Origin of the sequence: Streptomyces sp. CB03238, assembly GCF_002099185.1 — a bacterium.
GTDB lineage: Bacteria > Actinomycetota > Actinomycetes > Streptomycetales > Streptomycetaceae > Streptomyces.
In genome coordinates this window covers 220641-245429 of sequence record NZ_NBCN01000001.1, presented here as the reverse complement: position 1 = coordinate 245429, position 24789 = coordinate 220641, and the positions used below count along the sequence as shown (strand labels likewise).

The window sequence follows — 24789 nt, the reverse complement described above, 5'->3', positions numbered from 1 at the left end:
GCAAAGCGACACTGAAGTGTACGTTTCCTCCATTGCCCAGGTTTCGGATGGAGGAACCGTCCATGCCCGAGGTCTCGCCGGTCGCATCGGCATCACCGGCACCACCGGCACCGCCCATCCCGCTGGCCTCGCTGCTCGCCCGCGAGGAACTCGGGCTGCGCCTGGTCGTGGGCTCGCCGGATGTGGAACTGCACTGGGTGCACACCTCCGAGATGGCCGACCCGTACCCGTACCTGCTGGGCGGCGAGCTGCTGATGACGGCGGGCGTGCAGCTCACCGACCCCGAGCGGTACGTCGACCGGGTCGTCGCGGCGGGCGCGGCGGCGCTCGGCTTCGGGGTGACCCCGGTGTACGACACGGTGCCGGAGGGGCTGGTCGCGGCCTGCGCCCGGCGCGGGCTCCCGCTGCTGGAGGTGCCACCGAGGACGCCGTTCACGGCGGTGGGGCGCGCGGTGTGGCGGCTCATGGCGGAGGCGCGCCACCGGGAGCTGCGCCGGGTGACGGAGGCGCAGCAGTCGCTGGCCACCGCCGCGGCACGCCCCGACCCGGTGCCGGCGGTGCTGCACGCGCTGGCGTCCCGGCTGGCGGGGCGGGCCGCGCTGTACGCGCCGGACGGCACGGAGTACGCGGCGGCGGGCCGCCCCGTGGGTCCGGACGCCGCCGCCGCCCTGGCCCGGTTGGTGCGGGTGCTCGGGACGGGCGCCCGCCCCGCGTCGGCGGCCGACACCGTGGGCGGCGCCCATCTCGCCGCGTACGCCCTCGGCGGCACCCAGGGCCTGGCGCTGGGCCTCGCTTCGGGGCGCCGGGAGCCGGGCGACCATACGATCGCGGGCGTCGCGGTGGTCCTCCTGTCGCTGCTCACCGCCCCGCACCAGGGCGCCGACGAGGCCACGCGCTCCGCCGCCCTGGTCCGCCTCCTGCTGGGCGCCGCCCCCGCCGACGTCGCCCCGCTGCTGGGCGAGGCCCCGTGGACCGTGGTGCACGCGCGCGGGGAGGGCGTCCCGCCCCCGCTGGGCACGCCATTGGTGGACGCCCAGGGGGGCACCGTACGAGCCCTGCTGCCCGCCGGCCGCGACCTCGCCCCGCACCCGGGCTGGACCCTCGGGGCCAGCGCCCCGGCGGACCCGTCGGACCTGGGCGCGGCGGACCTCCAGGCGGCCCGCACCCTCAGCCGCGCCCGGGCGGCGCACCTGCCGCTCGCCCGGCACCGCTCGGGCGGGCTGGGCACCCTGCTGGATCCCGACGAGGCGGCCGCGTACGCCCGTACCCTCCTCGCCCCGCTCACCGAGCCCCTGACGGAGACCCTGCGCGCGTGGCTGTCCCTGCACGGCAACTGGGACCGCACGGCCACGGCGCTGGGCGTGCACCGCAACACGGTCCGGCAGCGGATCGCGCGGTGCGCGGCGCTGCTGTCCATGGACCTGGACGATGCCGAGGTCCGCATGGAGCTGTGGTTCGCGCTGCGCTGGTTGTGATGTGAACGACCCTGGACAGCCGCGGTGACCGCCGGGTAACTTCGACCCTGAAGCCTGAGCAAGCGCTTAGCCAGACCGTACCCAGCTCCGAAGGAGGCGGCTCGTGCGCCGTACCGTATTCAACGAGGACCACGAGGCGTTCCGGGAGACCATTCGCGCCTTCATCGAGGCCGAGGTCGTCCCCGTCTACGACGAGTGGTTCGCGGCGGGCCAGGCGCCGCGCGACTTCTACTACAAGCTCGGTGAGCTGGGCGTCTTCGGTATCAACGTGCCCGAGGAGTTCGGCGGCGCCGGTCTGGACACGCACAAGTTCGAGGCCGTCCTGTACGAGGAGACCTCCCGCGCGGGCGTCCAGTTCGGCGGCTCCGGCGTGCACGTGCTGCTCGCCCTCCCGTACATCAAGATGCTCGCCACCGACGAGCAGAAGAAGCGCTACCTGCCGAACTTCTGCACCGGCGAGGAGATGTGGGCGCTGGCGATGACCGAGCCGGGCACCGGCTCCGACGTCGCGGGCATGAAGACCACCGCCAAGCTCTCCGAGGACGGCACGCACTACGTCCTCAACGGCGCCAAGACCTTCATCACCGGTGGCGTCCACGCCGACCGCGTCATCGTCTGCGCCCGCACCTCCGCGCCCACCGCCGAGGACCGCCGCTTCGGCATCTCCCTCTTCGCCGTCGACACCAAGTCCGAGGGCTACTCCATCGGCCGCAAGCTCGACAAGCTCGGCCTGAAGACCTCCGACACCGCAGAACTGGCCTTCGTCGACGTCAAGGTGCCGGTCGAGGACCTGCTCGGCGAGGAGGGCAAGGGCTTCTCCTACCTCGGCCACAACCTGGCCTCCGAGCGCTGGGGCATCGCCTTCGGCGCGTACGCGCAGGCCAAGGCCGCCGTCCGGTTCGCCCAGCAGTACGTCACGGACCGCACCGTCTTCGGCAAGCCGGTCGCCCACTTCCAGAACACCAAGTTCGAACTGGCCGCCTGCCAGGCCGAGGTGGACGCCGCCGAAGCCGTCGCCGACCGCGCCCTGGAGGCCCTGGACGCCGGCGAGCTCACGCCCGCCGAGGCCGCGTCCGCCAAGCTGTTCTGCACCGAGGTCGCCCACCGCGTCATCGACCGCTGCCTCCAGCTGCACGGCGGCTACGGCTACATGAACGAGTACCCGATCGCCCGCCTGTACGCCGACAACCGCGTCAACCGCATCTACGGCGGCACCAGCGAGATCATGAAGACCATCATCGCCAAGTCGATGGGCCTGTAGTCCCTGTGACCGAAGCGCTCGACGACCTGCTCGATCTGCTCGACCTGGAGCGGATCGAGCAGGACATCTTCCGGGGCCAGTCGCGTTCGGCGATCGTCCCGCGCGTCTTCGGCGGCCAGGTCGCGGCCCAGGCCCTGGTCGCGGCCGGCCGCACCGTCCCCGAGGACCGGCTCGCCCACTCCCTGCACGCGTACTTCCTGCGCCCCGGTGACCCCGGGGCGCCGATCGTCTACACCGTGGACCGCATCCGCGACGGCCGCTCGTTCACCACCCGGCGCGTGGTCGCCGTCCAGCACGGCCAGCCGATCTTCCACCTGTCGGCGTCGTTCCAGACGTACGAGGAGGGCCTGGAGCACCAGGCGGACATGCCGCCCGCCCCGGCTCCCGAGACCCTCCCGACGGCCGCCGAGCTCCTCCCCCGGTACGCGGACCGGTTCGTCCACCCCGACACCGTCGACCGCCTCCTGGAGGCCCGGGCGGCGGTCGACCTGCGGTACGCCGAGGAGCCCCCGTACGGCACGGCCGGCACCTCCCGCGAGCCACGCTCCCAGGTGTGGTTCCGCACGAACGGCAAGCTCGCGGACGACCCGCTGCTGCACGTGTGCCTGGCGACGTACGTCTCCGACATGACCCTGCTCGACTCGGTCCTCCTCGCCCACGGGCGGGGTGGCTGGGCCGTCGGCGACGTCGTCGGCGCGTCGCTGGACCACGCCATGTGGTTCCACCGCCCCTTCCGGGCGGACGAGTGGCTCCTGTACGACCAGGAGTCCCCGTCGGCCTCGGGCGGCCGGGGCCTGGGCCAGGCGCGGATCTACACCCAGGACGGGCGGCTGGCCATCTCCGTCATCCAGGAGGGCGTGGTCCGCGTCCCGCGGAGGTAGTGCGTGCGTTGCCCGTCCACCCCTCTGGGCATATGCTCCATATGCTGGCTCCATAGGGAGGATATATCCGTGTCGAATCTCTACGTCGAGGTGGACGACGACGCCCTCAGCGAGGCCGCGTCGATACTGGGCACCACCACGAAAAAGGACACCGTCAACGCGGCCCTGCTGGAGGTCGCCAAGCGCCGCCGCCGGCTCAAAGCCCTCGAAGAGCTCGCGGCCATGGGCGAGCGCGGCGACTTCGACGTCCTGCTGGACAAGGGCAACTACCGTCGATGAGCCCGGTCACCCACCTCATCGACACATCCGCCGCCGCCCGGATCCTGACGAACAAGGGCGTACGAGAGCGCTGGAGCGATCACCTCGTCGAGGGGGTCATCGGCATGTGCGACATCACCGGGATCGAGATGCTCTACTCGGCGCGCTCCCTCGCCGACCGGCTGGCGAAGCAGGACTTGCTCGCCGAACTCTTCAACTGGACACCCGTTCCCGACGGCGTGTACCAGCGGGCCGGCGCCGTACAGCGCGCGCTCACCGAGCGCGGCGAACACCGCAGTGCGGGCCCCGTCGACCTGCTGCTCGCAGCCACCGCCGAGCTGTCGGGCCTGACCGTCCTGCACTACGACGCGGACTTCGAGACGGTGGCACGGGCCACCGGTCAGCCGACGATGTGGGTGACGCCCCCGGGCGCCTTGTAACGGGCCTGGGGGCTCGACGTTCCCGTCATGATCGTTCAGGCTTGGGCGTCATGGAAACATTAACGGGCGGAACGGCCCTGGCTCTGGCGGGAGTTCTGCTGGGAACGCTGGGCACGCTCATAGGCCAGCACCTCGCGACCCGGGTCGACAACCGGCGCCATCAATGGGAGCGGTCCGCCACGGAACGCGCGGAGCGGAAGGCGGCCATCATGGACTTCCTCGGCTCCGCGCAGCGAATCGAGCTGGTCCTCGACAGCAGGAACCTCGGTCTGTCGGACGCGTGCGGCACCGACGAGGAGGCGCTGCACGACCTCTGGCTGGCGAAGAAGGCCGTCGAACTGGTCTGCTCCCACGACACGGCGCAGGCCGCGCAGGAGTACGCCGAGGCGCTGCACGAGCGCATGCGCAAAGGCACGGCGGACGCGTCGCTGTCCCCCCTGTCCGCCACCAAGCGGGAACGGCGACACGCCTTCATGGAGACGGCGCGCGGTGAGCTGGGCACCGGGGGCACCCGGCTGCGCCGCAAGGGGAGCTGACGGCACATGACGTCGTTCAGAGCAGGCCGGCCGCGTCCAGCAGGTACTCCGTCATCGGCTCGTAGAAGCGCGGGTCGACGACGTGGTCGTCCAGCGGGATCGTGACCTGCATCGTCCCCTCGGCCTCGCCGATGAACAGGGCCGGGTCGTTGCAGTCGGCGAACCCGACCGAGTCGATCCCCCGCTGCCCGGCGCGCCCCGCCCAGCCGTGGTCGGCCACCACCAGGTCCGGCTGCACATGCAGGTGGTCCAGGATGGCGTTCATCGGCTCCGGCGAATGGGTGTGCCACAGGGTCGCGCCCCGCTCGAAGACCGCCACGTCCGCGAACTGCACGACGTACCCCTCGTCCGCGATGAGCCCGCCCGGAATCCGCACGATGTCGCACCCCGCGCTCCGCAGCGCGGCGGCCGTTCTGCTGTGCACGTCCAGCAGCGCGCCAGGGTGCCCGGTCGCGAACAGCACCCGCTGCTTCCCGGCCGCCGCCTTCCGCAACCGCGCGGCCATCCGGTCCAGGGCGTCGACGGTCAGCTCCGGGTCGATGGTGTCCTGCCCGGCCCGGTGCGCCGGATCGTCGTTCACCCCACACCGCTCCGCCATCACGGCGAGCACGTCCTGCTCGTCCGCCCACCGGTCCCCCAGCTCCAGACCGAGCCAGTAGTGGCGGTCGCCGTTCGCCAGTTTGCGGTAGTGGGAGAGGTTGTTGTCGCGGGGCGTGGCGACGTCTCCGGCGATCCGGGTACGGACGAGGTGCTCGACGAGGGCGGCGCGGCTGGGTATCGGCATGGCCCCATTGTGCCGCCCCGCCACGGGGAGTGGTTGGGCTGTTTCGGCGGGTGGACGGTTACGCCGACGACTCGGCCGAGCCGATGACGTACGTGCCCTTCGCGGGCAGGGTAGCCACGAGGCCCCGCTTCCGGAGTTCGGCGACCGCGCGGCGCACGGTCCCGATGCTCACGCCGTACACCTCCGTCATCGCCCGCTCGCCCGGCAGCGCAGCACCCTTCGGCAGCTTGCCGGAGGCGATCTCGGCGGCAATGACGTCCGCCAGCTTCACGTACTCGTAACGCGGAAGGTCGTCACTCATACCTCCACAGTGCCGCGCCGGTGAGCGGACGGACTCTGTGGGACGCGTCCCGACGCGGTAGGACGCAGTGGGTAGCGGGGGGACGCGGTTAGCGGTACCGTCATACAGAGAACCCCGGCGACGGTGGCAGCCGTCCCGGGGCGTGGCCGATCTGAAGAAAGCAGACCGACGTGACCGAGCTTATCCATGCCCTTATCCGATGGGCGAGGGCGCTGTTCGCACCCCCGCACGCCCCCTTGCTCGTCCCCGAGGCGCCCCCCACCCGCCCGGCCGTCCAGGCCCCGCCCAGCCTTCCGTCGCTGCGGTCGCCGTACGGGCTGGACGAGCCGCTGGACGGCGCCGAGACGGCGCTGGTGCGCCCGTACCTGCTCGGGCTGACCGGGTGACCGGCGCGGCGCGCCGCCCGGTGCGGATGTGCGTACGGTGCGACCGGTTCACCGAGACGCCCGTGCTGGTCGCCGAGGTCCACGCCGGATCGGGGCCGGGGTTCAACGTCTACGCCTGTGCGGACTGCGCACCGCACATCCGCAGACCACCGGACGCCCTGGACCTCCTCGCGACCGGCCGGCCCGACCGCCCGCCGGGGGACGAGCCGGTCCGGTAGGCATCAGTACCGATGGCCCGGCCAGTGGGGGTCTTCCCAGCGGGCGGCGCCCGTGACGCCGAGCAGCCGTATCCGGTGGAGCAGTTCCTCGGGAACGCCGTGGACCCGGAGCCGGACGGCCGCGTGGCGGACCAGCCAGGAGGTGAGTTCAGCCCGCAGTTCTTCCCCGTTGTCCCAGGTCGCCCAAGGGAGCTCGTCCCCCAGCAGGTCGTCCTCCCAGTGGGCCGCCGCCTTGGCCAGGTGTTCGGCGGCCTGGACGTGACCGAGGGCCTCCCAGGTGGCGAGCCACGGAGTGAGCGTGCCGGAGGCCTCGGCGACCAGCGCGAGCAGCTCGTGCGCGGGTACGACGGGGTCCGGATCGGTGAGGGTGTGGACCCACCAGGCGTCCAGGAACTCCCGCACCGGCGCGGCGTGGTCGGCGGGCCACCGCACCCACTGGCCGAAGGCGAACCAGCGTCCGACCTCGTACATGCCGACCCAGGGCTCGAGGAGACCGCCGACGAGCGCCCTGGAGAACTGGGGCAGCACGCGGCGGAGCACGGCCCCGCAGTCGGTCCAGTCGGAGGCCCGCCACGTACGGTTCAAGAGATCGGGGTACAGCTCCACGTCCGGCGTCTTCAGCAACGCGAGGTCTTCGGCGCTGCCCCAGTGGCACTCGCAGTTGGACTCGTCGGGGCGGGCGGTCATGCCCCGGAAGGTGACGGCCAGCTGGTTCAGGGCGGCGTCGAGGCGGTGCTGTGAGGGCAGCTGGGCGGCGTTCATCGCAGGTGCTGCTTTCGTGGACTCCGGAAGCCGACGCAACCGAAGATCCGAACCCTACCGCTCGGGGGTGGGCCTTCTGTTCATGGTTGCCGTTCCGGGCCGCCCTCCCTTCCGAGAGTCGCGGGCTCCGGCACCCTGTCAAGGGCGCTTCGCGTCGGCTTCGCCGATGGCCTACGGCCACCCTTGACAGGCCGCCTCCACCCGCGCGTTTTCTCTCGGAGGGCGCCCCCGGGGAGCGGGCATCCGGGGGGCGCACCGTCCCCCTTCCGTGGTGGCCGGGAGGCGGCTGCCGGAGGGGCGCGGCAGTGGAATGGGGCGGTGGCTGGTGGGCTAAGCGGCTGCGGCCCGTCTTCCGGCTAGGGCACAAGACCTCGCTCCGGTGGGTGGTGGGTGCGCCCCAGTGGCATGGGGCATCCGGGCTCGGCTCGGCGACTGCGGGCGGGTGAGAGGTCGGGGTTCAGGCAGGTGGCCGGGGTGGGTGGGGGGTTGTGCCAGGGCGTAGCCCTGCCCGGCCAGGACACGGCGGGCACGCCGGGCGCCGGGCGCCGGGGACGGTGAAGGCCCCGGCCCGGCCTGGCCTCCGGCACGGACCTGGGCCCACGGCCTCCCGGACAGTCAGGCGCGGCCGGGCCCGTCCGGCCGCCGGGGCACACCCGCTGCTCCCCCGCCCGGAGCGCTCGAAGTCGAGAAGGGGCGCCCCCTTCACCCCCTCCAGTCACACCCGTATCGGACCACCGGAGTTGTGGGCGGGATAGGACACCCGTGCCCGGATGCTCATCGCCGAAAGGTGTCCTACACCGCCCACAACTCCCCAGCCTCGGTGCAGATGTGACGGTAGGGGCCAGTGAGGCGTCCTGGTGAGGCAGGCGGGGCCGGAGGGACTCTCGAGTCCCGCATACCGCGCCCGCATGACGCCAAGCGTCGTCATGCCCCCGTCGCGGGACCACGTCGGGCCCGGCACCCGGGAAGCCCCTCGCCTCGAGGGTCCAACGGGACCCGGACACCGGCGCCCCTCCCCGCTGCTCCTCTGCGAAGCCCGCAGGCAGTCCCATTGGACCCCTGGACACGTCATCCGACCCACAGGACGGCCCCTCCGCCCCCTCCAGTCACAGCCGTAGCGGATGGCCAGACGTGTGGGCGGCATGGGACACCCCGACCCCAACACCCACGATCAGCGAGGTGTCCCACACCGCCCACAACACCCCAACCCGGGGGCCAATGGGACCAAGGAGACCCGTGTGGCATCCCCCTAGGCAAACGGGCCCCCGGAAGACCAGCACGGACCAGGCACCCGACCCCCACCACGTCCCCGCCACACCACCCCTGGGTACGCGGCCCGACGGCTTCACCCAGGCCCAGCCACCCCCCACCCCAGCCACCCGCCTGAACCCCGACTCCTCACCCGCCCGCAGCCGCCGGGCCGAGCCCAGAAACCCCATGCCACTCCCGCGCACCCACCAGCCACCGGAGCGAGGTCCTGCATCGCAACCGAAAGACGGCCGCCCGCCGCTGAACCGAGAGCGAGAACCCCATTCCACTGCCGCGCCCCCTCCGGCACCCGCCTCCCGGCCACGAACGGCACCGGCCAGGGGCGCCCCCCGTGGACCCGTTCCCCCGGGCCGCCCTCCGAGCGGGAAAAGGCGGGCGGAGGCGGCCTGTCAAGGGTGGGCGAAGCCCATCGGCGAAGCCGACGCGAAGCGCCCTTTACAGGACGCCGGAGCCCGCCACACTCGGAGAGAGGGCGGCCCACACGGTCACCGACACACCGAAACGCTCACGCCGCCAGGGTGCCGATCGCCCCGTGGGCGAGCCGCCGCAGCAGGGCCTCCATCGCGGTGCGGCCGAGGAGGCCGATGTGCGGGGTCGAGTTGAGCAGGCCGAACACGGCGTGGACGGTGGCCCGGGCCTCCGCCTCCGGGGGCGCCGGGTACAGCTCGCGCACCACCGAGACCCATAGCTCGACGTACTGCCGCTGGAGCTGCCGCACCCTCTTTCGGTCGGCCTCCCGGAGGCGGTCCAGCTCGCGGTCGTGCAGGGTGATGAGGGGGCGGTCGTCGAGCGCGAAGTCGATGTGCCCGTCGATGAGCGAGCCGAGCAGCGCCTCCGGGTCGCCCGCCGCCTCCTGTACGCGTCGCCGGCCGCCGTCGAGGAGCCGCTCGCTGATGCCGACCAGCAGTTCGGCCAGCATGGCGTCCTTGCCGGGGAAGTGCCGGTAGAGGCCGGGGCCGCTGATGCCGACCGCGGCTCCTATCTCGTCGACGCCTACGCCGTGGAAGCCGCGCTCGGCGAAGAGGCGGGCGGCCTCCTTGAGGATCTGTTCGCGGCGCGTCGGGGCGTCGGTCCTGGTGCTCATGGGATTGATTCTAGACAAGGCGGTTAGCGGTCGTTAACCTGATGGACATACGTTAACGGTCATTAACCTGGGGGCATGATGCAGCAGGCGCCCGTGCTGACCAGCACGGCAGATCCGGCCTCCGCCGCCTGGCAGGCCAATGAGGCGGCGCACCACGAGCTGGCCGACGGGCTGCGCGCCCGGTTGGCCGCCGCCCGCCTGGGTGGCGGTGAGAAGGCCCGCGCCCGGCACACCGCGCGCGGCAAGCTGCTGCCGCGCGACCGCGTGGACAACCTCCTGGACCCCGGCTCGCCGTTCCTGGAGCTCGCGCCCCTCGCGGCGAACGGGATGTACGACGACCAGGCGCCGGCCGCCGGGGTGATCGCCGGTATCGGCCGGGTGAGCGGCCGCGAGGTCGTCGTCGTGGCGAACGACGCGACCGTCAAGGGCGGCACGTACTACCCGATGACGGTCAAGAAACACCTCCGCGCCCAGGAGGTGGCCCTGGAGAACCGGCTCCCCTGCGTCTACCTGGTGGACTCGGGCGGGGCGTTCCTGCCCAAGCAGGACGAGGTCTTCCCCGACCGGGAGCACTTCGGGCGGATCTTCTACAACCAGGCCCGTATGTCGGGCGCCGGCATCCCGCAGATCGCGGCGGTGCTCGGGTCCTGCACGGCGGGCGGGGCCTATGTGCCCGCCATGAGCGACGAGGCCGTGATCGTACGGCACCAGGGCACGATCTTCCTGGGCGGCCCGCCGCTGGTGAAGGCCGCGACCGGCGAGGTGGTCACGGCGGAGGAGCTGGGCGGCGGCGAGGTCCACTCCCGTACGTCCGGGGTCACCGACCACCTCGCGGAGGACGACGCGCACGCGCTGCGCATCGTCCGGAACATCGTCTCGACGCTCCCCGCGCGGGACCCGCTGCCGTGGTCGGTGGAGCCCGCCGAGGAGCCGAAGGTCGACCCGGCGGGGCTGTACGGGGCGGTGCCGGTCGATTCGCGCACCCCCTACGACGTACGGGAAGTGATCGCCCGGATCGTCGACGGGTCCCGGTTCGCGGAGTTCAAGGCCGAGTTCGGGCAGACGCTGGTCACCGGCTTCGCCCGGATCCATGGCCACCCGGTGGGGATCGTCGCCAACAACGGCATCCTGTTCTCCGAGTCCGCCCAGAAGGGCGCGCACTTCATCGAGCTGTGCGACCAGCGCGGCATCCCGCTGCTCTTCCTCCAGAACATCTCCGGTTTCATGGTCGGCCGGGACTACGAGGCGGGCGGCATCGCCAAGCACGGCGCCAAGATGGTCACGGCCGTCGCCTGCACGCGCGTACCGAAGCTGACGGTCGTCGTCGGCGGTTCGTACGGCGCCGGCAACTACTCGATGTGCGGCCGGGCGTACTCGCCGCGCTTCCTGTGGACGTGGCCCAACGCCAAGATCTCCGTCATGGGCGGTGAGCAGGCCGCCTCCGTCCTCGCCACCGTCAAGCGCGACCAGCTGGAGGCGCGCGGGGAGTCCTGGTCCGCCGAGGACGAGGAGGCGTTCAAGGACCCGATCCGCGCGCAGTACGAGCAGCAGGGGAGCGCCTATTACGCGACGGCCCGCCTCTGGGACGACGGTGTGATCGACCCGCTGGAGACCCGCCAGGTGCTGGGTCTGGCCCTGACCGCTTGTGCCAACGCGCCCCTGGGTGACCCCCAGTTCGGCGTCTTCCGGATGTGAGGGGAACGACGATGTTCGACACCGTCCTGGTGGCCAACCGAGGTGAGATCGCGGTCCGTGTGATCCGTACGCTGCGGGCCCTCGGCATCCGCTCGGTGGCCGTCTTCAGTGACGCGGACGCCGACGCCCGGCACGTACGGGAGGCGGACACGGCGGTGCGGATCGGGCCGCCGGCCGCCGCCGAGAGCTATCTGCGCGTGGACCGGCTGCTGGAGGCGGCGAACCGGACCGGCGCGCAGGCGGTCCACCCCGGGTACGGCTTCCTGGCGGAGAACGCCGGCTTCGCGCGGGCGTGCGCGGACGCGGGGCTGGTGTTCATCGGGCCGCCGGCCGAGGCCATCGCCCTCATGGGTGACAAGATCCGCGCCAAGGAGACCGTGAAGGCCGCCGGTGTGCCGGTCGTGCCGGGCTCCTCGGGGAGCGGGCTGAGCGACGACGAACTGGCGGCGGCGGCGCGCGAGATCGGCATGCCGGTGCTGTTGAAGCCGTCGGCGGGCGGCGGCGGCAAGGGCATGCGGCTCACGCGTGTCGAGTCGGCCCTGCTGGAGGAGATCGCGGCGGCGCGGCGTGAGGCGCGGGCGTCGTTCGGCGACGACACGCTTCTCGTCGAGCGGTGGATCGACCGGCCCCGGCACATCGAGATCCAGGTGCTGGCGGACGGGCACGGCAATGTCGTCCACCTGGGCGAGCGCGAGTGCTCGCTCCAGCGCCGCCACCAGAAGATCATCGAGGAGGCCCCGTCCGTCCTGCTGGACGAGAAGACCCGCGCGGCGATGGGCGAGGCGGCGGTCCAGGCGGCCCGGTCGTGCGGCTACCGGGGCGCGGGGACGGTGGAGTTCATCGTCCCGGGCGGTGACCCGTCCGCGTACTACTTCATGGAGATGAACACCCGGCTCCAGGTGGAGCACCCGGTCACCGAGCTGATCACGGGTGTGGACCTGGTGGAGTGGCAGCTGCGGGTGGCCGCCGGGGAGCCGCTCGGGTTCGCCCAGGACGACATCGCCCTGACCGGGCACGCGATCGAGGCCCGTATCTGCGCGGAGGATCCTTCGCGCGGGTTCCTGCCGTCGGGCGGCACGGTGCTGGCGCTCGACGAGCCACAGGGCGAGGGGGTGCGGACGGACTCGGGTCTGAGTGAGGGGACGGAGGTCTCCAGCCTGTACGACCCGATGCTGGCGAAGGTCATCGTCCACGCGCCCGACCGCCCGACCGCTCTGCGCAAGCTCCGGGCGGCCCTCGCCGGCACGGTCACGCTCGGCGTACCGACGAACGCCGGTTTCCTGCGCCGTCTGCTCGCCCACCCGGACGTCGTCACGGGCGACCTGGACACGGGCCTGGTGGAGCGGGACGTGGACGCTCTGGTCCCGACCGGGGTCCCCGACGAGGTGTACGAAGCCGCCGCGGCGGTACGCGAGGCCCGGCTGCGGCCCCGGGCGGACGCCACCGGCTGGACGGACCCGTTCTCGGTGCCCAGCGGCTGGCGGCTGGGCGGGGAGCCCGTACCGGTCACGCACTGGTTGCGCGTACCGGGACTCGAACCCGTCGCTCACCGGACCCGGGGCCACGCGCGCGTGAGCGACGACCGGGTCACGGTCACCGTGGACGGTCTCACCCACACCTTCCACCGTGCCGGGACGTGGCTGGGCCGGGACGGGGACAGCTGGAACGTCCTGGACCACGACCCCGTCGAGGCGTCGCTCAGCCGGACCGCGCACGCGGGGGCCGATTCGCTCACCGCGCCCATGCCCGGGACGGTCACGGTGGTGAAGGTGGCGGTCGGGGACGAGGTGACGGCCGGGCAGGGCCTGGTGGTCGTCGAGGCGATGAAGATGGAGCACGTCATCTCCGCCCCGCACGACGGCACCGTCGCCGAGCTGGACGTCACACCCGGCACCACCGTCGCCATGGACCAGGTGCTGGCCGTCGTGATCCCCAAGGAGGAGGAAGCATGATCGCCGGACTCCCCATGACCGTCCCCGCGCCCGGGCTTCCCGCCCGCGTCCGGATCCACGAGGTGGGCGCGCGCGACGGCCTGCAGAACGAACAGGGCACCGTCCCGACCGAGGTGAAGGCCGAGTTCATCCGGCGCCTCGCCGACGCCGGGCTCACCACGATCGAGGCGACCAGCTTCGTCCACCCCAGGTGGGTGCCCCAGCTCGCCGACGCCGAGCGGCTGTTCCCGCTCGTCAAGGACCTCGAAGGCGTACGCCTGCCGGTCCTCGTGCCGAACGAGCGCGGCCTGGACCGGGCGCTGGCGCTCGGGGCGCGGGAGGTGGCCGTGTTCGCGAGCGCCACCGAGTCGTTCGCGAAGGCCAACCTGAACCGGACCGTGGACGAGGCGCTCGCCATGTTCGCCCCGGTCGTCACCCGCGCCGTGGAGCACGGCCTCGCCGTGCGCGGCTATCTGTCCATGTGTTTCGGCGACCCCTGGGAAGGTCCCGTCCCGGTCGACCAGGTCGTCGCCGTGTGCCGGCGGCTGAAGGACATGGGCTGCGACGAGCTGAGCCTGGGCGACACCATCGGCGTGGCCACGCCCGGCCACGTACAGCGCCTGCTGACGGCCCTGAACGAGGCGGGCATCCCGACGGGCGCGCTGGCCGTGCACTTCCACGACACCTACGGCCAGGCGCTCGCCAACACCCTCGCCGCCCTCCAGCACGGCGTCACCACCGTCGACGCCTCCGCCGGCGGCCTCGGCGGCTGTCCGTACGCCAAGTCCGCCACCGGCAACCTCGCCACCGAAGACCTCGTGTGGATGCTCCACGGCCTCGGCATCGACACCGGGGTCGACCTCGGCCGGCTCACCGCCACGAGCGTGTGGCTGGCCGGACAACTGGGCCGTCCCAGCCCCTCCCGCACCGTCCGCGCCCTCGGCGGCGCGGCCTCCCACAAGGAGTCCTGAGTCATGTCCCTGGACCACCGGCTCTCACCGGAGCACGAGGAACTGCGGCGCACCGTCGAGGAGTTCGCCCACGAGGTCGTCGCCCCGAAGATCGGGGACTTCTACGAGCGCCATGAGTTCCCGTACGAGATCGTCCGCGAGATGGGGCGGATGGGCCTGTTCGGCCTGCCCTTCCCGGAGGAGTACGGCGGCATGGGCGGTGACTACCTCGCCCTCGGCATCGCCCTGGAGGAGCTGGCCCGCGTGGACTCGTCCGTGGCCATCACCCTGGAGGCGGGCGTCTCGCTCGGCGCGATGCCGGTGTACCGCTTCGGCACCGAGGAGCAGAAGCGGCAGTGGCTGCCGCGCATGTGCAGCGGCGAGATCCTGGGCGCGTTCGGGCTGACGGAGCCGGGCGCGGGCTCGGACGCGGGCGGCACGCGCACCACCGCCGTCCGGGACGGCGACGAGTGGGTCATCAACGGCTCCAAGTGCTTCATCACCAACTCGGGTACGGACATCACGGGCCTGGTCACGGTCACCGCCGTCACCGGCCGCACCCCCGACGGCAAGCCGCTGATCTCCTCGATCATCGTCCCGTCCGGCACCCCCGGCTTCACGGTCGCCGCGCCCTACTCGAAGGTCGGCTGGAACGCCTCGGACACCCGTGAGCTGTCCTTCTCCGACGTCCGGGTCCCGGCGGCGAACCTGCTGGGCGAGGAGGGACGGGGGTACGCCCAGTTCCTGCGCATCCTCGACGAGGGCCGGATCGCCATCTCTGCGCTGGCGACGGGCCTGGCGCAGGGGTGTGTGGACGAGTCGGTGAAGTACGCCAAGGAGCGGCACGCCTTCGGGCGGCCGATCGGCGACAACCAGGCCATCCAGTTCAAGATCGCCGACATGGAGATGCGGGCGCACATGGCCCGCATCGGCTGGCGTGACGCCGCCTCCCGGCTGGTGAGCGGCGAGCCGTTCAAGAAGGAGGCGGCGCTGGCGAAGCTGTACTCGTCGACCGTCGCCGTCGACAACGCCCGCGAGGCCACCCAGATCCACGGCGGCTACGGCTTCATGAATGAGTATCCGGTGGCCCGGATGTGGCGGGACTCGAAGATCCTGGAGATCGGCGAGGGCACGAGCGAGGTCCAGCGCATGCTGATCGCACGGGAGTTGGGGCTTTCCGCCTGACGGGCGGGCGTACACCGCGGCCGCCGTCGTCGCCGGGCGGCGGCCGGCCGCTGCCGTGGCGTGCTCCATCGCACACCGGGGCACCCTCTGGACAAGGCGTGAGGTTAGGCTAACCTACCTTCGAACTTGCCCAGTGGCCGAATACGGCCGTACGAAAGCGATTCCACCATGCCCAGCAACGCCCGAGCCTCCCATCTCACCCGTCGTGGTCTGCTCGCCGCGGGCGGCGCCATCGGGCTCGGCGCCGCGCTCGTCGCTTGCGGTGGCGACAAAAAGGACAGCAAGGGCTCCTCGTCGGCCGGCGAGAAGTCCGGCCCCTGGAAGTTCACGGACGACCGCGGCAAGGCGGTCGAGCTGAAGTCCACCCCGAAGAACATCGTCGCCTTCATCGGCACCGCCGCGGCGCTGCACGACTACGGCATCGAGGTCAAGGGCGTTTTCGGCCCGACAACCGTCAAGGACCCCAAGACCGGTAAGGACAAGCCGGACATCCAGGCCGGCGACCTCGACGTCACCAAGGTGAAGAACCTCGGCAACGTCTGGGGCACCTTCAACATCGAGGAGTACCTGAAGCTGGAGCCCGAGCTGCTGGTCTCGGCGATGTGGGACAAGGACGTCCTGTGGTACCTGCCGCCGCAGTCCCACGACAAGATCGTCAAGCTGGCGCCGACCGTCGCGCTGTGGGCCGCCAACACCACCATGCCGAAGGCCCTGGCGCGCCACGCCGAGCTGGCCGAGTCCCTCGGGGCGGACCTGAAGGCCAAGAAGACGGTCGACGCCAAGGCCCGCTTCGAGAAGGCCGCCGCCACGCTGCGCGCCGCCGCCAAGGCACGGCCGGAGATCCGCGTCATGATCGGCTCGGCCAGCGCGGAGCTGTTCTACGTCTCGCTCGCCAAGATGTCCGCGGACACCGCGTACTTCGAGGAGCTGGGCGTGAAGTTCGTGAAGCCGAAGGTGAACGCCCAGGGCTACTTCGAGGAGCTCAGCTGGGAGAACCTCGACAAGTACCCGGCCGACATCATCATGATGGACAACCGCAGCCAGGCCATCCAGCCCGCCGACCTGAAGTCCAAGCCGACCTGGGCCCAGCTTCCGGCCGTGAAGGCCGGTCAGGTCGTCCCGCGCTTCACCGAGCCGATCTACTCGTACGACAAGTGCGCGGTCCTGCTCGAGGACCTCGCCAAGGCGATCGAGAACGCCAAGAAGGTGGCCTGAGCCGAATGTTCGGTTTCTTCTCCCTGAAGGTGGTGCGGGCCCGGCGGCTCGGCCCGTCGCTGGTCCGCGTCACCTTCACGGGGGCGACCGGTGACGAGCTGAAAGGTTTCGCCGCCGGGGGTCGCGACCAGAGCCTGTCGCTGTTCCTGCCGCACCCGGGTCAGCCGGAGCCGGTCATGCCGCCGGTGGCGGACGGGGACCTGTACGGCGCGCTCGGCGCGTGGCGGGCGATGCCGGACGACGTACGGGCGGTGATGCGCTCGTACACCGTGCGGGAGCAGCGCCAGGACCCGGACGAGGTGGACATCGACTTCGCCCTCCACGAGGACGGTGGCCCGGCGTGCCGCTGGGCCGCGCAGGCCTCGGAGGGTGACCGGGTGGTCGTCCTCGGCCCGACGGTCGCCGACAACACCGGTGTGCGTTTCCGGTTGCCCGAGGACGCGGACGAGGTGCTGATCTGGGGCGACGAGACGGCGCTGCCCGCCGCCTCGTCGATCCTGGAGTGGCTGCCGGCCGGGACCAGGGCGCGGGTGTGGCTCGAAGTCCCGTACGCCGCCGACCGGCTGGAGTTGAAGACCGAGGCGGACGCGACCGTCACCTGGCTGGTCCGGGAGGAGGGCGCGCCCACCGCCGTCGACGCCGTACGCGCCGCCGAACTGTCCGGCACGGCTCCGTACGCCTGGATCGCGGGCGAGTCCGGTTCGGTGAAGGCGCTCCGCCGCCACCTGGTCAACGAGCGCGGCATCGACCGCCGGCGCGTGACGTTCGTCGGCTACTGGCGCAAGGGCCTGAGCGAGGACGCGCTCCGGGAGGCCCCGGACGCGACCGAGGACGAGGCGTAGGCCGGCTCACCGACCGCGCGTCCGCCCCGGGGCGCCCGCTCCGGACGTACGCCGCGCCGGCGCCCTGACGGGCCGAAACCCCGGCATCCGCGGGGCGTACGCCCAGTGGCCTCGCACCACGGCCGCGTGCCCGAGCGGGCAGCCCATTCCCGCCCGAGCCGCCGGCCACCCCGGTCGTAGCTCCCGAGCCCGGTCCCGGCACCCACCCGGGACGCAAGCCGGGGTGTCGCGCCCACCCACGCAGGACCCGGGCGGCGCGGCCACGGGCGGGCGCAAGCCGGTGCCGCCGCACGCCCGGGACGTGATCGGCCACGGCGCAGTCCGAGCCCGGGTCCAGCCCAGGCCGGGTCCAGCCAAGGCCGGGTCCGGCCCAGCCCGGGTCCAGCCCCAGTCACCCGTCCGGTCGCGCAAGGCCGCCCGCACTGCCCCGGCGCCCGCCAGGGCACCGCACCGCCCCCCGGGCACCGCCCGCCCCCGCCAGGGCACCGCACCGCCGTGCAACGGCCGTGCAACGGAAGGGCCTCGTGAGACCCCAGCGTCCGTTGCAGGTTCAAATGAGGTTAGGCTAACCTTACTTACCACCGCGGCTCCTCAAACCCCTCTTGTCCCCTGAGGGCCGATCAAGTCCCCGTACCCGGGAGGACATCGCATGCGCTCGCACCTGCTCAATGACGCAACCGCCGAGCAGTACCGGCGTTCCGTCACCGAAGGAGTCGAGCGGGTGGCGAACCGGCTCGCCTCCACCCGACAGCCGTTCACCGGCGTCACCCCCGACGAACTGGCCCCGCTCATCTCCGCCGTCGACCTCGACCGGCCGCTCGGCGACGCCTCCGCCGCCCTCGACGAGCTGGAGCAGGTCTACCTCCGCGACGCCGTCTACTTCCACCACCCCCGCTACCTGGGCCACCTCAACTGCCCGGTCGTCATCCCCGCCGTCCTCGGCGAGGCGGTCCTCTCGGCCGTCAACTCCTCCCTCGACACCTGGGACCAGAGCGCCGGCGGCACGCTCATCGAGCGCAAGCTGATCGACTGGACCACCGGCCGCATCGGCCTCGGCCCGGCCGCCGACGGGGTGTTCACCAGCGGCGGTACGCAGTCCAACCTCCAGGCACTGCTCCTCGCCCGCGAGGAGGCCAAGGCCGACGACCTGGCCAAGCTGCGCATCTTCACCTCCGAGTGCAGCCACTTCAGCGTCCAGAAGTCGGCCAAACTCCTCGGCCTCTCCCCCCAGGCCGTCATCGCGATCCCCACCGACCGCCACAAGCGCATGCAGTCCGTCGCCCTCGCCGCCGAGCTGGAGCTGTGCGCCGCCCAGGGGCTTACCCCCATGGCGATCGTCGCCACCGCCGGCACCACCGACTTCGGCTCCATCGACCCGCTCCCCGAGATCGCCGAGCTCGCCGCCCAGTACGGCGCCTGGATGCACGTCGACGCCGCCTACGGCTGCGGCCTGCTCGCCTCCCCCACCCGCCGCCACCTCCTCGACGGCATCGAGCGCGCCGACTCGGTCACGGTCGACTACCACAAGTCGTTCTTCCAGCCGGTCAGTTCCTCCGCCCTGCTGGTCCGTGACGGCGTCACGCTGCGCCACGCGACGTACCACGCGGAGTACCTCAACCCGCGCCGCACGCTCGAAGAGCGGATCCCGAACCAGGTCGACAAGTCGCTCCAGACCACCCGCCGATTCGACGCGCTCAAGCTGTGGATGACGCTGCGCGTCATGGGCGCCGACGGCGTCGGACAGCTCTTCGACGAGGTGTGCGACCTGGCCGCCGCCGGCTGGGACGTGCTGGCCGCCGACCCGCGCTACGACGTCGTCGTCGAGCCGTCGCTGTCCACTCTCGTCTTCCGCTACATCCCGGCCGCCGTCACCTCGCCCGCCGAGATCGACCGCGCCAACCTCTACGCCCGCAAGGCGCTGTTCGCGTCGGGCGAGGCCGTCGTCGCCGGTACGAAGGTCGACGGCCGCCAGTACCTCAAGTTCACCCTGCTCAACCCCGAGACGACCGTGCACGACATCACCGCCGTCCTCGACCTGATCGCCGGCCACGCCGAGCAGTACCTTGGAGAGAACCTTGTCCACGCCTCGTGACATCCACGATTTCGTCGGTATCGGACTGGGTCCGTTCAACCTCGGCCTCGCCTGCCTGACCGAGCCGATCGACGAGCTGAACGGCGTCTTCCTCGAATCGAAGCCGAACTTCGAGTGGCACTCGGGGATGTTCCTCGAAGGCGCCCACCTCCAGACGCCGTTCATGTCGGACCTCGTCACCCTCGCCGACCCGACCTCGCCGTACTCCTTCCTCCAGTACCTCAAGGAGAACGGCCGGCTGTACTCGTTCTACATCCGCGAGAACTTCTATCCGCTGCGGACCGAGTACAACGACTACTGCCGCTGGGCCGCGTCCAAGCTGAGCAGCGTCCGCTTCTCCACCACGGTGACGACGGTCGAGTACGACGCCGAAGAGGAGCTGTACGCGGTCCACACCACCGCCGGAGAAACGTTCCGCGCCCGCCACCTCGTCCTGGGCACCGGCACCCCGCCGTACGTCCCGGACGCCTGCCAGGGCCTGGACGGCGACTTCATCCACAACTCGCGCTACCTCCCCAGCAAGGAGGCGCTCCAGAAGAAGAAGTCGATCACCCTCGTCGGCAGCGGCCAGAGCGCCGCCGAGATCTACTACGACCTGCTCAGCGAGATCGACGTCCACGGCTACCGGCTGAACTGGGTCACCCGCTCGCCCCGCTTCTTCCCGCTGGAGTACACCAAGCTCACGCTGGAGATGACCTCGCCGGAGTACGTGGACTACTTCCACGCTCTGCCCGAGGCCACCCGCTACCGCCTGGAGTCGCAGCAGAAGGGCCTGTTCAAGGGCATCGACGGTGAGCTGATCGACGCCATCTTCGACCTGCTGTACCAGAAGAACCTCGGCGGCCCTGTCCCCACGCGCCTGCTCACCAACTCCTCGCTGAACACCGCGACGTACGAGAACGGCACGTACACGCTCGGCCTGCGCCAGGAGGAGCAGGGCAAGGACTTCGAGATCGAGACCGACGGCCTGATCCTCGCCACCGGCTACAAGTACGTCACGCCTGCCTTCCTGGAGCCGGTCAAGGACCGCATACGCTGGGACGGGCAGGGCCGCTTCGACGTCGCCCGCAACTACTCCATCGACACGACCGGCCGCGGCATCTTCCTCCAGAACGCCGGCGTGCACACCCACTCGATCACCAGCCCCGACCTGGGGATGGGCGCCTACCGCAACGCGTACATCATCGGCGAACTGCTGGGCTCCGAGTACTACCCCGTCGAGAAGTCCATCGCGTTCCAGGAGTTCGCCGTATGAGCACGACCACCACTGTTGGCACCTTCACCTTCCGGCCCCTCGACCCGCTCACCGACGGCGAGCTCGTCCACGGCTGGGTCACGCACCCGAAGGCCGCCTTCTGGCTGATGCAGAACCACACCGTCGCGGACGTCGAGCGCGAGTACATGGCCATCGCCGCCCATGAGCACCACGACGCCTTCATCGGCCTGCGCGACGGCGAGCCCGCGTTCCTCATGGAGCGCTACGACCCGTCCAAGGTCGAGCTGGTCGGCCTGTACGAGGCCCAGCCCGGCGACGTCGGCATGCACTTCCTGGTCGCCCCGACCGACACACCCGTCCACGGCTTCACGCGGGCCGTCATCACCGCGGTGATGGCGGAGCTGTTCGCCGACCCCGCGACCGAGCGGGTCGTCGTCGAGCCCGACGTACGCAACAAGGCCGTCCACGCGCTCAACGCGGCCGTCGGCTTCGAGATAGCCGAGAAGGTGGCCAAGCCGGAGAAGGACGCGTACCTCAGCTTCTGCACCCGGGAGCAGTTCCACGCGGCCGTGGGAGCCGCCCGATGAACCCCGTCGCACACCTCACGCCCGACCGCTGGGCGCACGCCAACCGGCTCCTCATCCGCAAGGGTCTCGCCGAGTTCACCCACGAGCGGCTGCTCGACCCCGAGCCCCTCGGGGAGGACCGCTACCGGGTGCTCAGTGACGACGGCACCATCGAGTACCGCTTCACCGCCCGCCGGTTCGCCCTCGACCACTGGCAGGTGGACGCCGACTCCATCAGCCGCCACCAGGGCGCCGAGCAGCTCCCGCTCGACGCGCTGCGGTTCATCATCGAGCTGCGCGGCTCGCTCGGCCTGAGCGACGAGATCCTGCCGGTCTACCTGGAGGAGATCTCCTCCACCCTCTCCGGTACGGCGTTCAAGTCGACCAAGCCGCAGGTCCCGGCCGCCGAGCTGGCCAAGGCGGACTTCCAGGCCGTCGAGACGGGCATGACCGAGGGCCACCCCTGCTTCGTCGCCAACAACGGGCGGCTCGGCTTCGGCATCGACGAGTACCACGCGTACGCGCCGGAGGCGGCCAACCCCATCCAGCTGATCTGGCTGGCCGCGCGCCGCGACCGCACCACCTTCACGGCCGGCGCGGGCATCGACTACGAGACGTTCATCCGCGCCGAGCTGGGCGACGCGACCGTCGACGGCTTCGCCAAGACGCTCGCCGACCAGGGCCTGGACTTCGCGGACTACCTCCTGGTGCCGGTCCACCCCTGGCAGTGGTGGAACAAGCTGTCCGTCACCTTCGCCGCCGAGATCGCCCAGCAGCGCCTGGTCTTCCTCGGCGAGGGCGACGACCGCTACCTGGCGCAGCAGTCCATCCGTACGTTCTTCAACACGAACGACCCGGCCAAGCACTACGTCAAGACGGCCATCTCGGTCCTCAACATGGGCTTCATGCGCGGCCTGTCCGCCGCGTACATGGAGGCGACCCCGGCCATCAACGACTGGCTGGCGAACCTGATCGACGGCGACGACGTCCTCAAGGCGGCCCGCTTCTCGATCATCCGCGAGCGTGCGGCGGTCGGCTACCGGCACCTGGAGTACGAGGCCGCGACCGACCGGTACTCCCCGTACCGCAAGATGCTCGCCGCGCTGTGGCGCGAGAGCCCGGTGCCAACCATCGCCGAGGGCCAGCGCCTCGCCACCATGGCGTCCCTGCTGCACACCGACCACGAGGGCGCGTCTTTCGCGGGCGCGCTGATCGCCGAGTCGGGGCTGGCGCCGACGGAGTGGCTGCGCCGCTACCTGGAGGCGTACCTGCTGCCGATCCTGCACACCTTCTACGCGTACGACCTGGCGTGGATGCCGCACGGCGAGAACGTGATCCTGGTGATCGAGGGCGGCACGGTCCAGCGGGCGATCTTCAAGGACATCGCCGAGGAGATCGTGGTCATGGACGCGGACGCGGTGCTGCCGCCCGCGGTCGAGCGCATCCGGGTCGACGTGCCCGACGACACGAAGCTGCTGTCCGTCTTCACGGACGTCTTCGACTGCTTCTTCCGCTTCCTGGGCGCGACGCTCGCGGACGAGGGTGTGCTGGGCGAGGACGACTTCTGGCGGACGGTCGCCGAGTGCGTGAAGGCGTACCAGGAGTCCAAGCCGGAGCTGGCGGACAAGTTCGCTCAGTACGACATGTTCGCCGACGCGTTCACGCTGTCGTGCCTCAACCGGCTCCAGCTGCGCAACAACAAGCAGATGGTGGACCTGGCGGACCCGTCGAGCGCGCTCCAGTTCGTCGGTACGCTGCCGAACCCGATCGCGCGGTTCGCGTAACCACGGTCCGGCCGACGCCCGGGGTACGGTCCCCCGGGCGTCGGCTCCTTTCCTACTCCGTACGCCAGGGCACCTGCGGCGACCGGTAGAAGTCGACGCCCAGTGCCTCCAGGCGCGGGCCCTGCCCCGCGAGCCGCTGCTTGTACGTGTCCCAGTCGTGCGTGGCGGCCGGCGACCAGCCCAGCTCGGCCGCGCCGAGGAGCCGGGGGAAGGCCATCTGGTCGATGTGCGCGCTCGACGCGATGGTCTCGGTCCACAGCGGCGCCTCGACGCCCTGGATGGCGTTCGCGGGCGCCCCCGGGAGGTACGCCCCCGGGTCCCAGTCGTACGAGCGCTGGACCTCGACGTAACCGGCCCAGGACAGGCCGAGCTTGGTGTCCTTGGTGTACTTCATGTCGAGGTACAGCCGGTCGGCGGGCGACAGGATCAGCCCGGTGCCGTTCCGGGCGGCGGCCGCCACCTTCGCCTTCTCCGCGTCGCTGGTGCGGTCCAGGCCCCAGTACTGCGCGAGTGCGCCCTTGGCGGGGTTGGCGCCGACGAGCTGGTGCCATCCGATGACGGTCTTTCCGTACGTCGCCACGGTCGCCTGCGCCCGGTCCATGAAGGTGACGTAGTCCTCATGGCTGGTGGAGTGCGCCTCGTCGCCGCCGATGTGGATGTACCGGCCGGGGGTGAGCGCGGCGATCTCGCGGATGACGTCGTCGACGAAGTCGTACGTGATCTCCTTGCCGACGCACAGGCTGCTGAAGCCGACGGCCGTGCCGGTGTAGAGGGGTGGGGCGATGCCGTCGCAGTTGAGCTCGGCGTACGAGGCGAGGGCGGCGTTGGTGTGACCGGGCATGTCGATCTCGGGCACGACCTCCAGGTGGCGGGAGGCGGCGTACGCGACGATGTCCTTGTACTGGGCCTTGGTGTAGTAGCCGCCGGGCCCGCCGCCGACCTGGGTGGAGCCGCCGTAGGTGGCCAGGCGGGGCCAGGAGTCGATGGCGATGCGCCAGCCCTGGTCGTCACTCAGGTGCAGGTGCAGCTTATTGATCTTGTAGAGCGCCATCTGGTCGATGTAGCGCTTGACCTGCTCGACGGTGAAGAAGTGCCGCGAGACGTCGAGCATCGCGCCCCGGTAGGCGTAGCGGGGCGCGTCGGTGATGATCCCGCCCGCGACCTGCCAGGGGCCGGGCTGCCGGGCGTCCTTCTCGATGGAGGCCAGGAGCTGCTGGCGCAGTGTCTGGACGCCGTGGAAGAGGCCGGCGGGCGTACGGGCGGTGACGGTGACGCCCCGGCGCCCGGACTCCAGCCGGTACCCCTCGTCGCCGAGCGCCGCCTCGCGGCCGCTCAGCCGCAGCCGGATGCCGTCGCGGCCGTCGTCGTGGTCCACGACCGGCAGTGCGTACCCGGTGGAGGGCCGCAGCAGGTCCGCCAGGTACGCCCCGATGCGGCGTGCCTCGCGGGAGTCGTCGTCCACGTGGATCCGGGTGCGGGCGGTGAGGGTGTAGGGGCTGCCGCCGGGGCGTGCGGAGGCGGGTACGGGCACGATGTCGCCGAGCGGCCGGACGCCGGGCGTGGCGGCGGCCCCGCCAGGCGCGGCCCCGCCAGGCGCGGCCCCACCGGGCGCGGCTCCGATCCCGGTCATCCCGGCGGCCACGACGAGTAGCAGCGAA

At 71.4% G+C, this 24789-nt stretch carries 23 protein-coding genes; 18 read left to right on the top strand and 5 right to left on the bottom strand.

The features are described from left to right. The first annotated feature begins 62 nt into the window (after positions 1–62). From BKD26_RS01125 to BKD26_RS01100, 6 genes are all read left to right on the top strand, one after another. The gene (locus tag BKD26_RS01125) at positions 63–1475 is read left to right on the top strand and encodes a PucR family transcriptional regulator (RefSeq protein WP_241518466.1); all 1413 of its coding nucleotides are present in this window, start codon (positions 63–65) and stop codon (positions 1473–1475) included. A gap of 103 nt (positions 1476–1578) precedes the next feature. Then, positions 1579–2736 carry an acyl-CoA dehydrogenase family protein gene (locus tag BKD26_RS01120; RefSeq protein WP_084894744.1) on the top strand — a complete coding sequence of 386 codons (1158 nt, stop codon included), beginning with the start codon at positions 1579–1581 and terminating at the stop codon, positions 2734–2736. Positions 2737–2741: 5 nt separating this feature from the next. Continuing rightward, a complete protein-coding gene (gene tesB, locus BKD26_RS01115) occupies positions 2742–3617 on the top strand; it encodes an acyl-CoA thioesterase II (protein WP_084894742.1) in 876 nt (291 codons plus the stop codon). A gap of 69 nt (positions 3618–3686) precedes the next feature. Continuing rightward, on the top strand, positions 3687–3896 hold the full coding sequence (locus tag BKD26_RS01110) for a type II toxin-antitoxin system VapB family antitoxin (protein WP_084894740.1): 210 nt from the start codon (positions 3687–3689) through the stop codon (positions 3894–3896). Further along, positions 3893–4315, top strand: a complete 423-nt coding sequence (locus BKD26_RS01105) for a PIN domain nuclease (protein WP_084894738.1) — start codon at positions 3893–3895, stop codon at positions 4313–4315. The genes BKD26_RS01110 and BKD26_RS01105 overlap by 4 nt, the downstream gene beginning before the upstream one ends. A 50-nt stretch (positions 4316–4365) precedes the next feature. Continuing rightward, a complete protein-coding gene (locus BKD26_RS01100) occupies positions 4366–4851 on the top strand; it encodes a hypothetical protein (protein ID WP_143662593.1) in 486 nt (161 codons plus the stop codon). A gap of 16 nt (positions 4852–4867) precedes the next feature. Here BKD26_RS01100 and BKD26_RS01095 read toward each other — a convergent pair whose 3' ends face one another. Then, on the bottom strand, positions 4868–5635 hold the full coding sequence (locus BKD26_RS01095) for a phosphatase (protein WP_084894734.1): 768 nt from the start codon (positions 5633–5635) through the stop codon (positions 4868–4870). 58 nt (positions 5636–5693) lie between these two features. Further along, positions 5694–5936, bottom strand: coding sequence for a winged helix-turn-helix domain-containing protein (locus BKD26_RS01090; RefSeq protein ID WP_084894732.1), 243 nt, complete (start codon positions 5934–5936; stop codon positions 5694–5696). 170 nt (positions 5937–6106) lie between these two features. Here BKD26_RS01090 and BKD26_RS01085 point away from each other — a divergent pair, with 170 nt between their 5' ends. Together BKD26_RS01085 and BKD26_RS01080 are read left to right on the top strand one after the other, a co-directional pair. Continuing rightward, complete coding sequence (locus BKD26_RS01085; protein WP_084894730.1) at positions 6107–6322, top strand: hypothetical protein; 216 nt, start codon at positions 6107–6109, stop codon at positions 6320–6322. Beyond that, a complete protein-coding gene (locus BKD26_RS01080) occupies positions 6319–6540 on the top strand; it encodes a hypothetical protein (RefSeq protein ID WP_107417714.1) in 222 nt (73 codons plus the stop codon). The genes BKD26_RS01085 and BKD26_RS01080 overlap by 4 nt, the downstream gene beginning before the upstream one ends. Positions 6541–6543: 3 nt before the next feature. Here BKD26_RS01080 and BKD26_RS01075 read toward each other — a convergent pair whose 3' ends face one another. Together BKD26_RS01075 and BKD26_RS01070 are read right to left on the bottom strand one after the other, a co-directional pair. After that, a complete protein-coding gene (locus BKD26_RS01075; RefSeq protein WP_084894728.1) occupies positions 6544–7302 on the bottom strand; it encodes a hypothetical protein in 759 nt (252 codons plus the stop codon). A gap of 1774 nt (positions 7303–9076) precedes the next feature. Next, positions 9077–9655, bottom strand: a complete 579-nt coding sequence (locus BKD26_RS01070) for a TetR/AcrR family transcriptional regulator (RefSeq protein WP_084894726.1) — start codon at positions 9653–9655, stop codon at positions 9077–9079. 78 nt (positions 9656–9733) lie between these two features. Between BKD26_RS01070 and BKD26_RS01065 the strand changes: the two genes are divergently transcribed. The 10 genes from BKD26_RS01065 (at position 9734) to BKD26_RS01020 (ending at position 23131) form a co-directional block, all read left to right on the top strand. Further along, complete coding sequence (locus tag BKD26_RS01065) at positions 9734–11350, top strand: carboxyl transferase domain-containing protein (RefSeq protein ID WP_084895307.1); 1617 nt, start codon at positions 9734–9736, stop codon at positions 11348–11350. A gap of 11 nt (positions 11351–11361) precedes the next feature. Then, a complete protein-coding gene (locus BKD26_RS01060) occupies positions 11362–13302 on the top strand; it encodes an acetyl/propionyl/methylcrotonyl-CoA carboxylase subunit alpha (protein WP_084894724.1) in 1941 nt (646 codons plus the stop codon). Continuing rightward, complete coding sequence (locus BKD26_RS01055; protein ID WP_084894722.1) at positions 13299–14252, top strand: hydroxymethylglutaryl-CoA lyase; 954 nt, start codon at positions 13299–13301, stop codon at positions 14250–14252. Before BKD26_RS01060 ends, BKD26_RS01055 begins: the two co-directional genes overlap by 4 nt. A 3-nt stretch (positions 14253–14255) precedes the next feature. Next, entirely contained in the window at positions 14256–15416 is a 1161-nt protein-coding gene (locus tag BKD26_RS01050; RefSeq protein WP_084894720.1) for an acyl-CoA dehydrogenase family protein, read from the top strand. Positions 15417–15584: 168 nt separating this feature from the next. After that, on the top strand, positions 15585–16631 hold the full coding sequence (locus BKD26_RS01045; RefSeq protein ID WP_084894718.1) for an ABC transporter substrate-binding protein: 1047 nt from the start codon (positions 15585–15587) through the stop codon (positions 16629–16631). A gap of 5 nt (positions 16632–16636) precedes the next feature. Continuing rightward, complete coding sequence (locus tag BKD26_RS01040; RefSeq protein WP_084894716.1) at positions 16637–17473, top strand: siderophore-interacting protein; 837 nt, start codon at positions 16637–16639, stop codon at positions 17471–17473. 649 nt (positions 17474–18122) lie between these two features. Continuing rightward, positions 18123–19565, top strand: coding sequence for an aspartate aminotransferase family protein (locus tag BKD26_RS01035; protein WP_084894714.1), 1443 nt, complete (start codon positions 18123–18125; stop codon positions 19563–19565). Further along, on the top strand, positions 19549–20820 hold the full coding sequence (locus tag BKD26_RS01030) for a lysine N(6)-hydroxylase/L-ornithine N(5)-oxygenase family protein (RefSeq protein ID WP_084894711.1): 1272 nt from the start codon (positions 19549–19551) through the stop codon (positions 20818–20820). The genes BKD26_RS01035 and BKD26_RS01030 overlap by 17 nt, the downstream gene beginning before the upstream one ends. Next, entirely contained in the window at positions 20817–21368 is a 552-nt protein-coding gene (locus tag BKD26_RS01025) for a GNAT family N-acetyltransferase (RefSeq protein WP_084894709.1), read from the top strand. Before BKD26_RS01030 ends, BKD26_RS01025 begins: the two co-directional genes overlap by 4 nt. Then, positions 21365–23131: an IucA/IucC family siderophore biosynthesis protein gene (locus BKD26_RS01020; protein ID WP_084894707.1), complete on the top strand. Its 1767-nt coding sequence runs from the start codon at positions 21365–21367 to the stop codon at positions 23129–23131. Before BKD26_RS01025 ends, BKD26_RS01020 begins: the two co-directional genes overlap by 4 nt. Positions 23132–23183: 52 nt before the next feature. Here the strand turns inward: BKD26_RS01020 and BKD26_RS01015 are convergent, their stop codons facing one another. Then, positions 23184–24761: a beta-N-acetylhexosaminidase gene (locus BKD26_RS01015; protein WP_084895305.1), complete on the bottom strand. Its 1578-nt coding sequence runs from the start codon at positions 24759–24761 to the stop codon at positions 23184–23186. Between the last annotated feature and the right edge of the window lie 28 nt (positions 24762–24789).

Bases quoted from the DNA above. Each gene is read 5' to 3' on its own strand.
- BKD26_RS01125 (WP_241518466.1), top strand. From the start codon at position 63: ATGCCCGAGGTCTCGCCGGTCGCATCGGCATCACCGGCACCACCGGCA.
- BKD26_RS01105 (WP_084894738.1), top strand. From the start codon at position 3,893: ATGAGCCCGGTCACCCACCTCATCGACACATCCGCCGCCGCCCGGATC.
- BKD26_RS01100 (WP_143662593.1), top strand. From the start codon at position 4,366: ATGGAAACATTAACGGGCGGAACGGCCCTGGCTCTGGCGGGAGTTCTG.
- BKD26_RS01095 (WP_084894734.1), bottom strand. From the start codon at position 5,635: ATGCCGATACCCAGCCGCGCCGCCCTCGTCGAGCACCTCGTCCGTACC.
- BKD26_RS01090 (WP_084894732.1), bottom strand. From the start codon at position 5,936: ATGAGTGACGACCTTCCGCGTTACGAGTACGTGAAGCTGGCGGACGTC.
- BKD26_RS01075 (WP_084894728.1), bottom strand. From the start codon at position 7,302: ATGAACGCCGCCCAGCTGCCCTCACAGCACCGCCTCGACGCCGCCCTG.
- BKD26_RS01070 (WP_084894726.1), bottom strand. From the start codon at position 9,655: ATGAGCACCAGGACCGACGCCCCGACGCGCCGCGAACAGATCCTCAAG.
- BKD26_RS01065 (WP_084895307.1), top strand. From the start codon at position 9,734: ATGCAGCAGGCGCCCGTGCTGACCAGCACGGCAGATCCGGCCTCCGCC.
- BKD26_RS01060 (WP_084894724.1), top strand. From the start codon at position 11,362: ATGTTCGACACCGTCCTGGTGGCCAACCGAGGTGAGATCGCGGTCCGT.
- BKD26_RS01055 (WP_084894722.1), top strand. From the start codon at position 13,299: ATGATCGCCGGACTCCCCATGACCGTCCCCGCGCCCGGGCTTCCCGCC.
- BKD26_RS01050 (WP_084894720.1), top strand. From the start codon at position 14,256: ATGTCCCTGGACCACCGGCTCTCACCGGAGCACGAGGAACTGCGGCGC.
- BKD26_RS01045 (WP_084894718.1), top strand. From the start codon at position 15,585: ATGCCCAGCAACGCCCGAGCCTCCCATCTCACCCGTCGTGGTCTGCTC.
- BKD26_RS01040 (WP_084894716.1), top strand. From the start codon at position 16,637: ATGTTCGGTTTCTTCTCCCTGAAGGTGGTGCGGGCCCGGCGGCTCGGC.
- BKD26_RS01035 (WP_084894714.1), top strand. From the start codon at position 18,123: ATGCGCTCGCACCTGCTCAATGACGCAACCGCCGAGCAGTACCGGCGT.
- BKD26_RS01025 (WP_084894709.1), top strand. From the start codon at position 20,817: ATGAGCACGACCACCACTGTTGGCACCTTCACCTTCCGGCCCCTCGAC.
- BKD26_RS01020 (WP_084894707.1), top strand. From the start codon at position 21,365: ATGAACCCCGTCGCACACCTCACGCCCGACCGCTGGGCGCACGCCAAC.
- BKD26_RS01015 (WP_084895305.1), bottom strand. From the start codon at position 24,761: ATGACCGGGATCGGAGCCGCGCCCGGTGGGGCCGCGCCTGGCGGGGCC.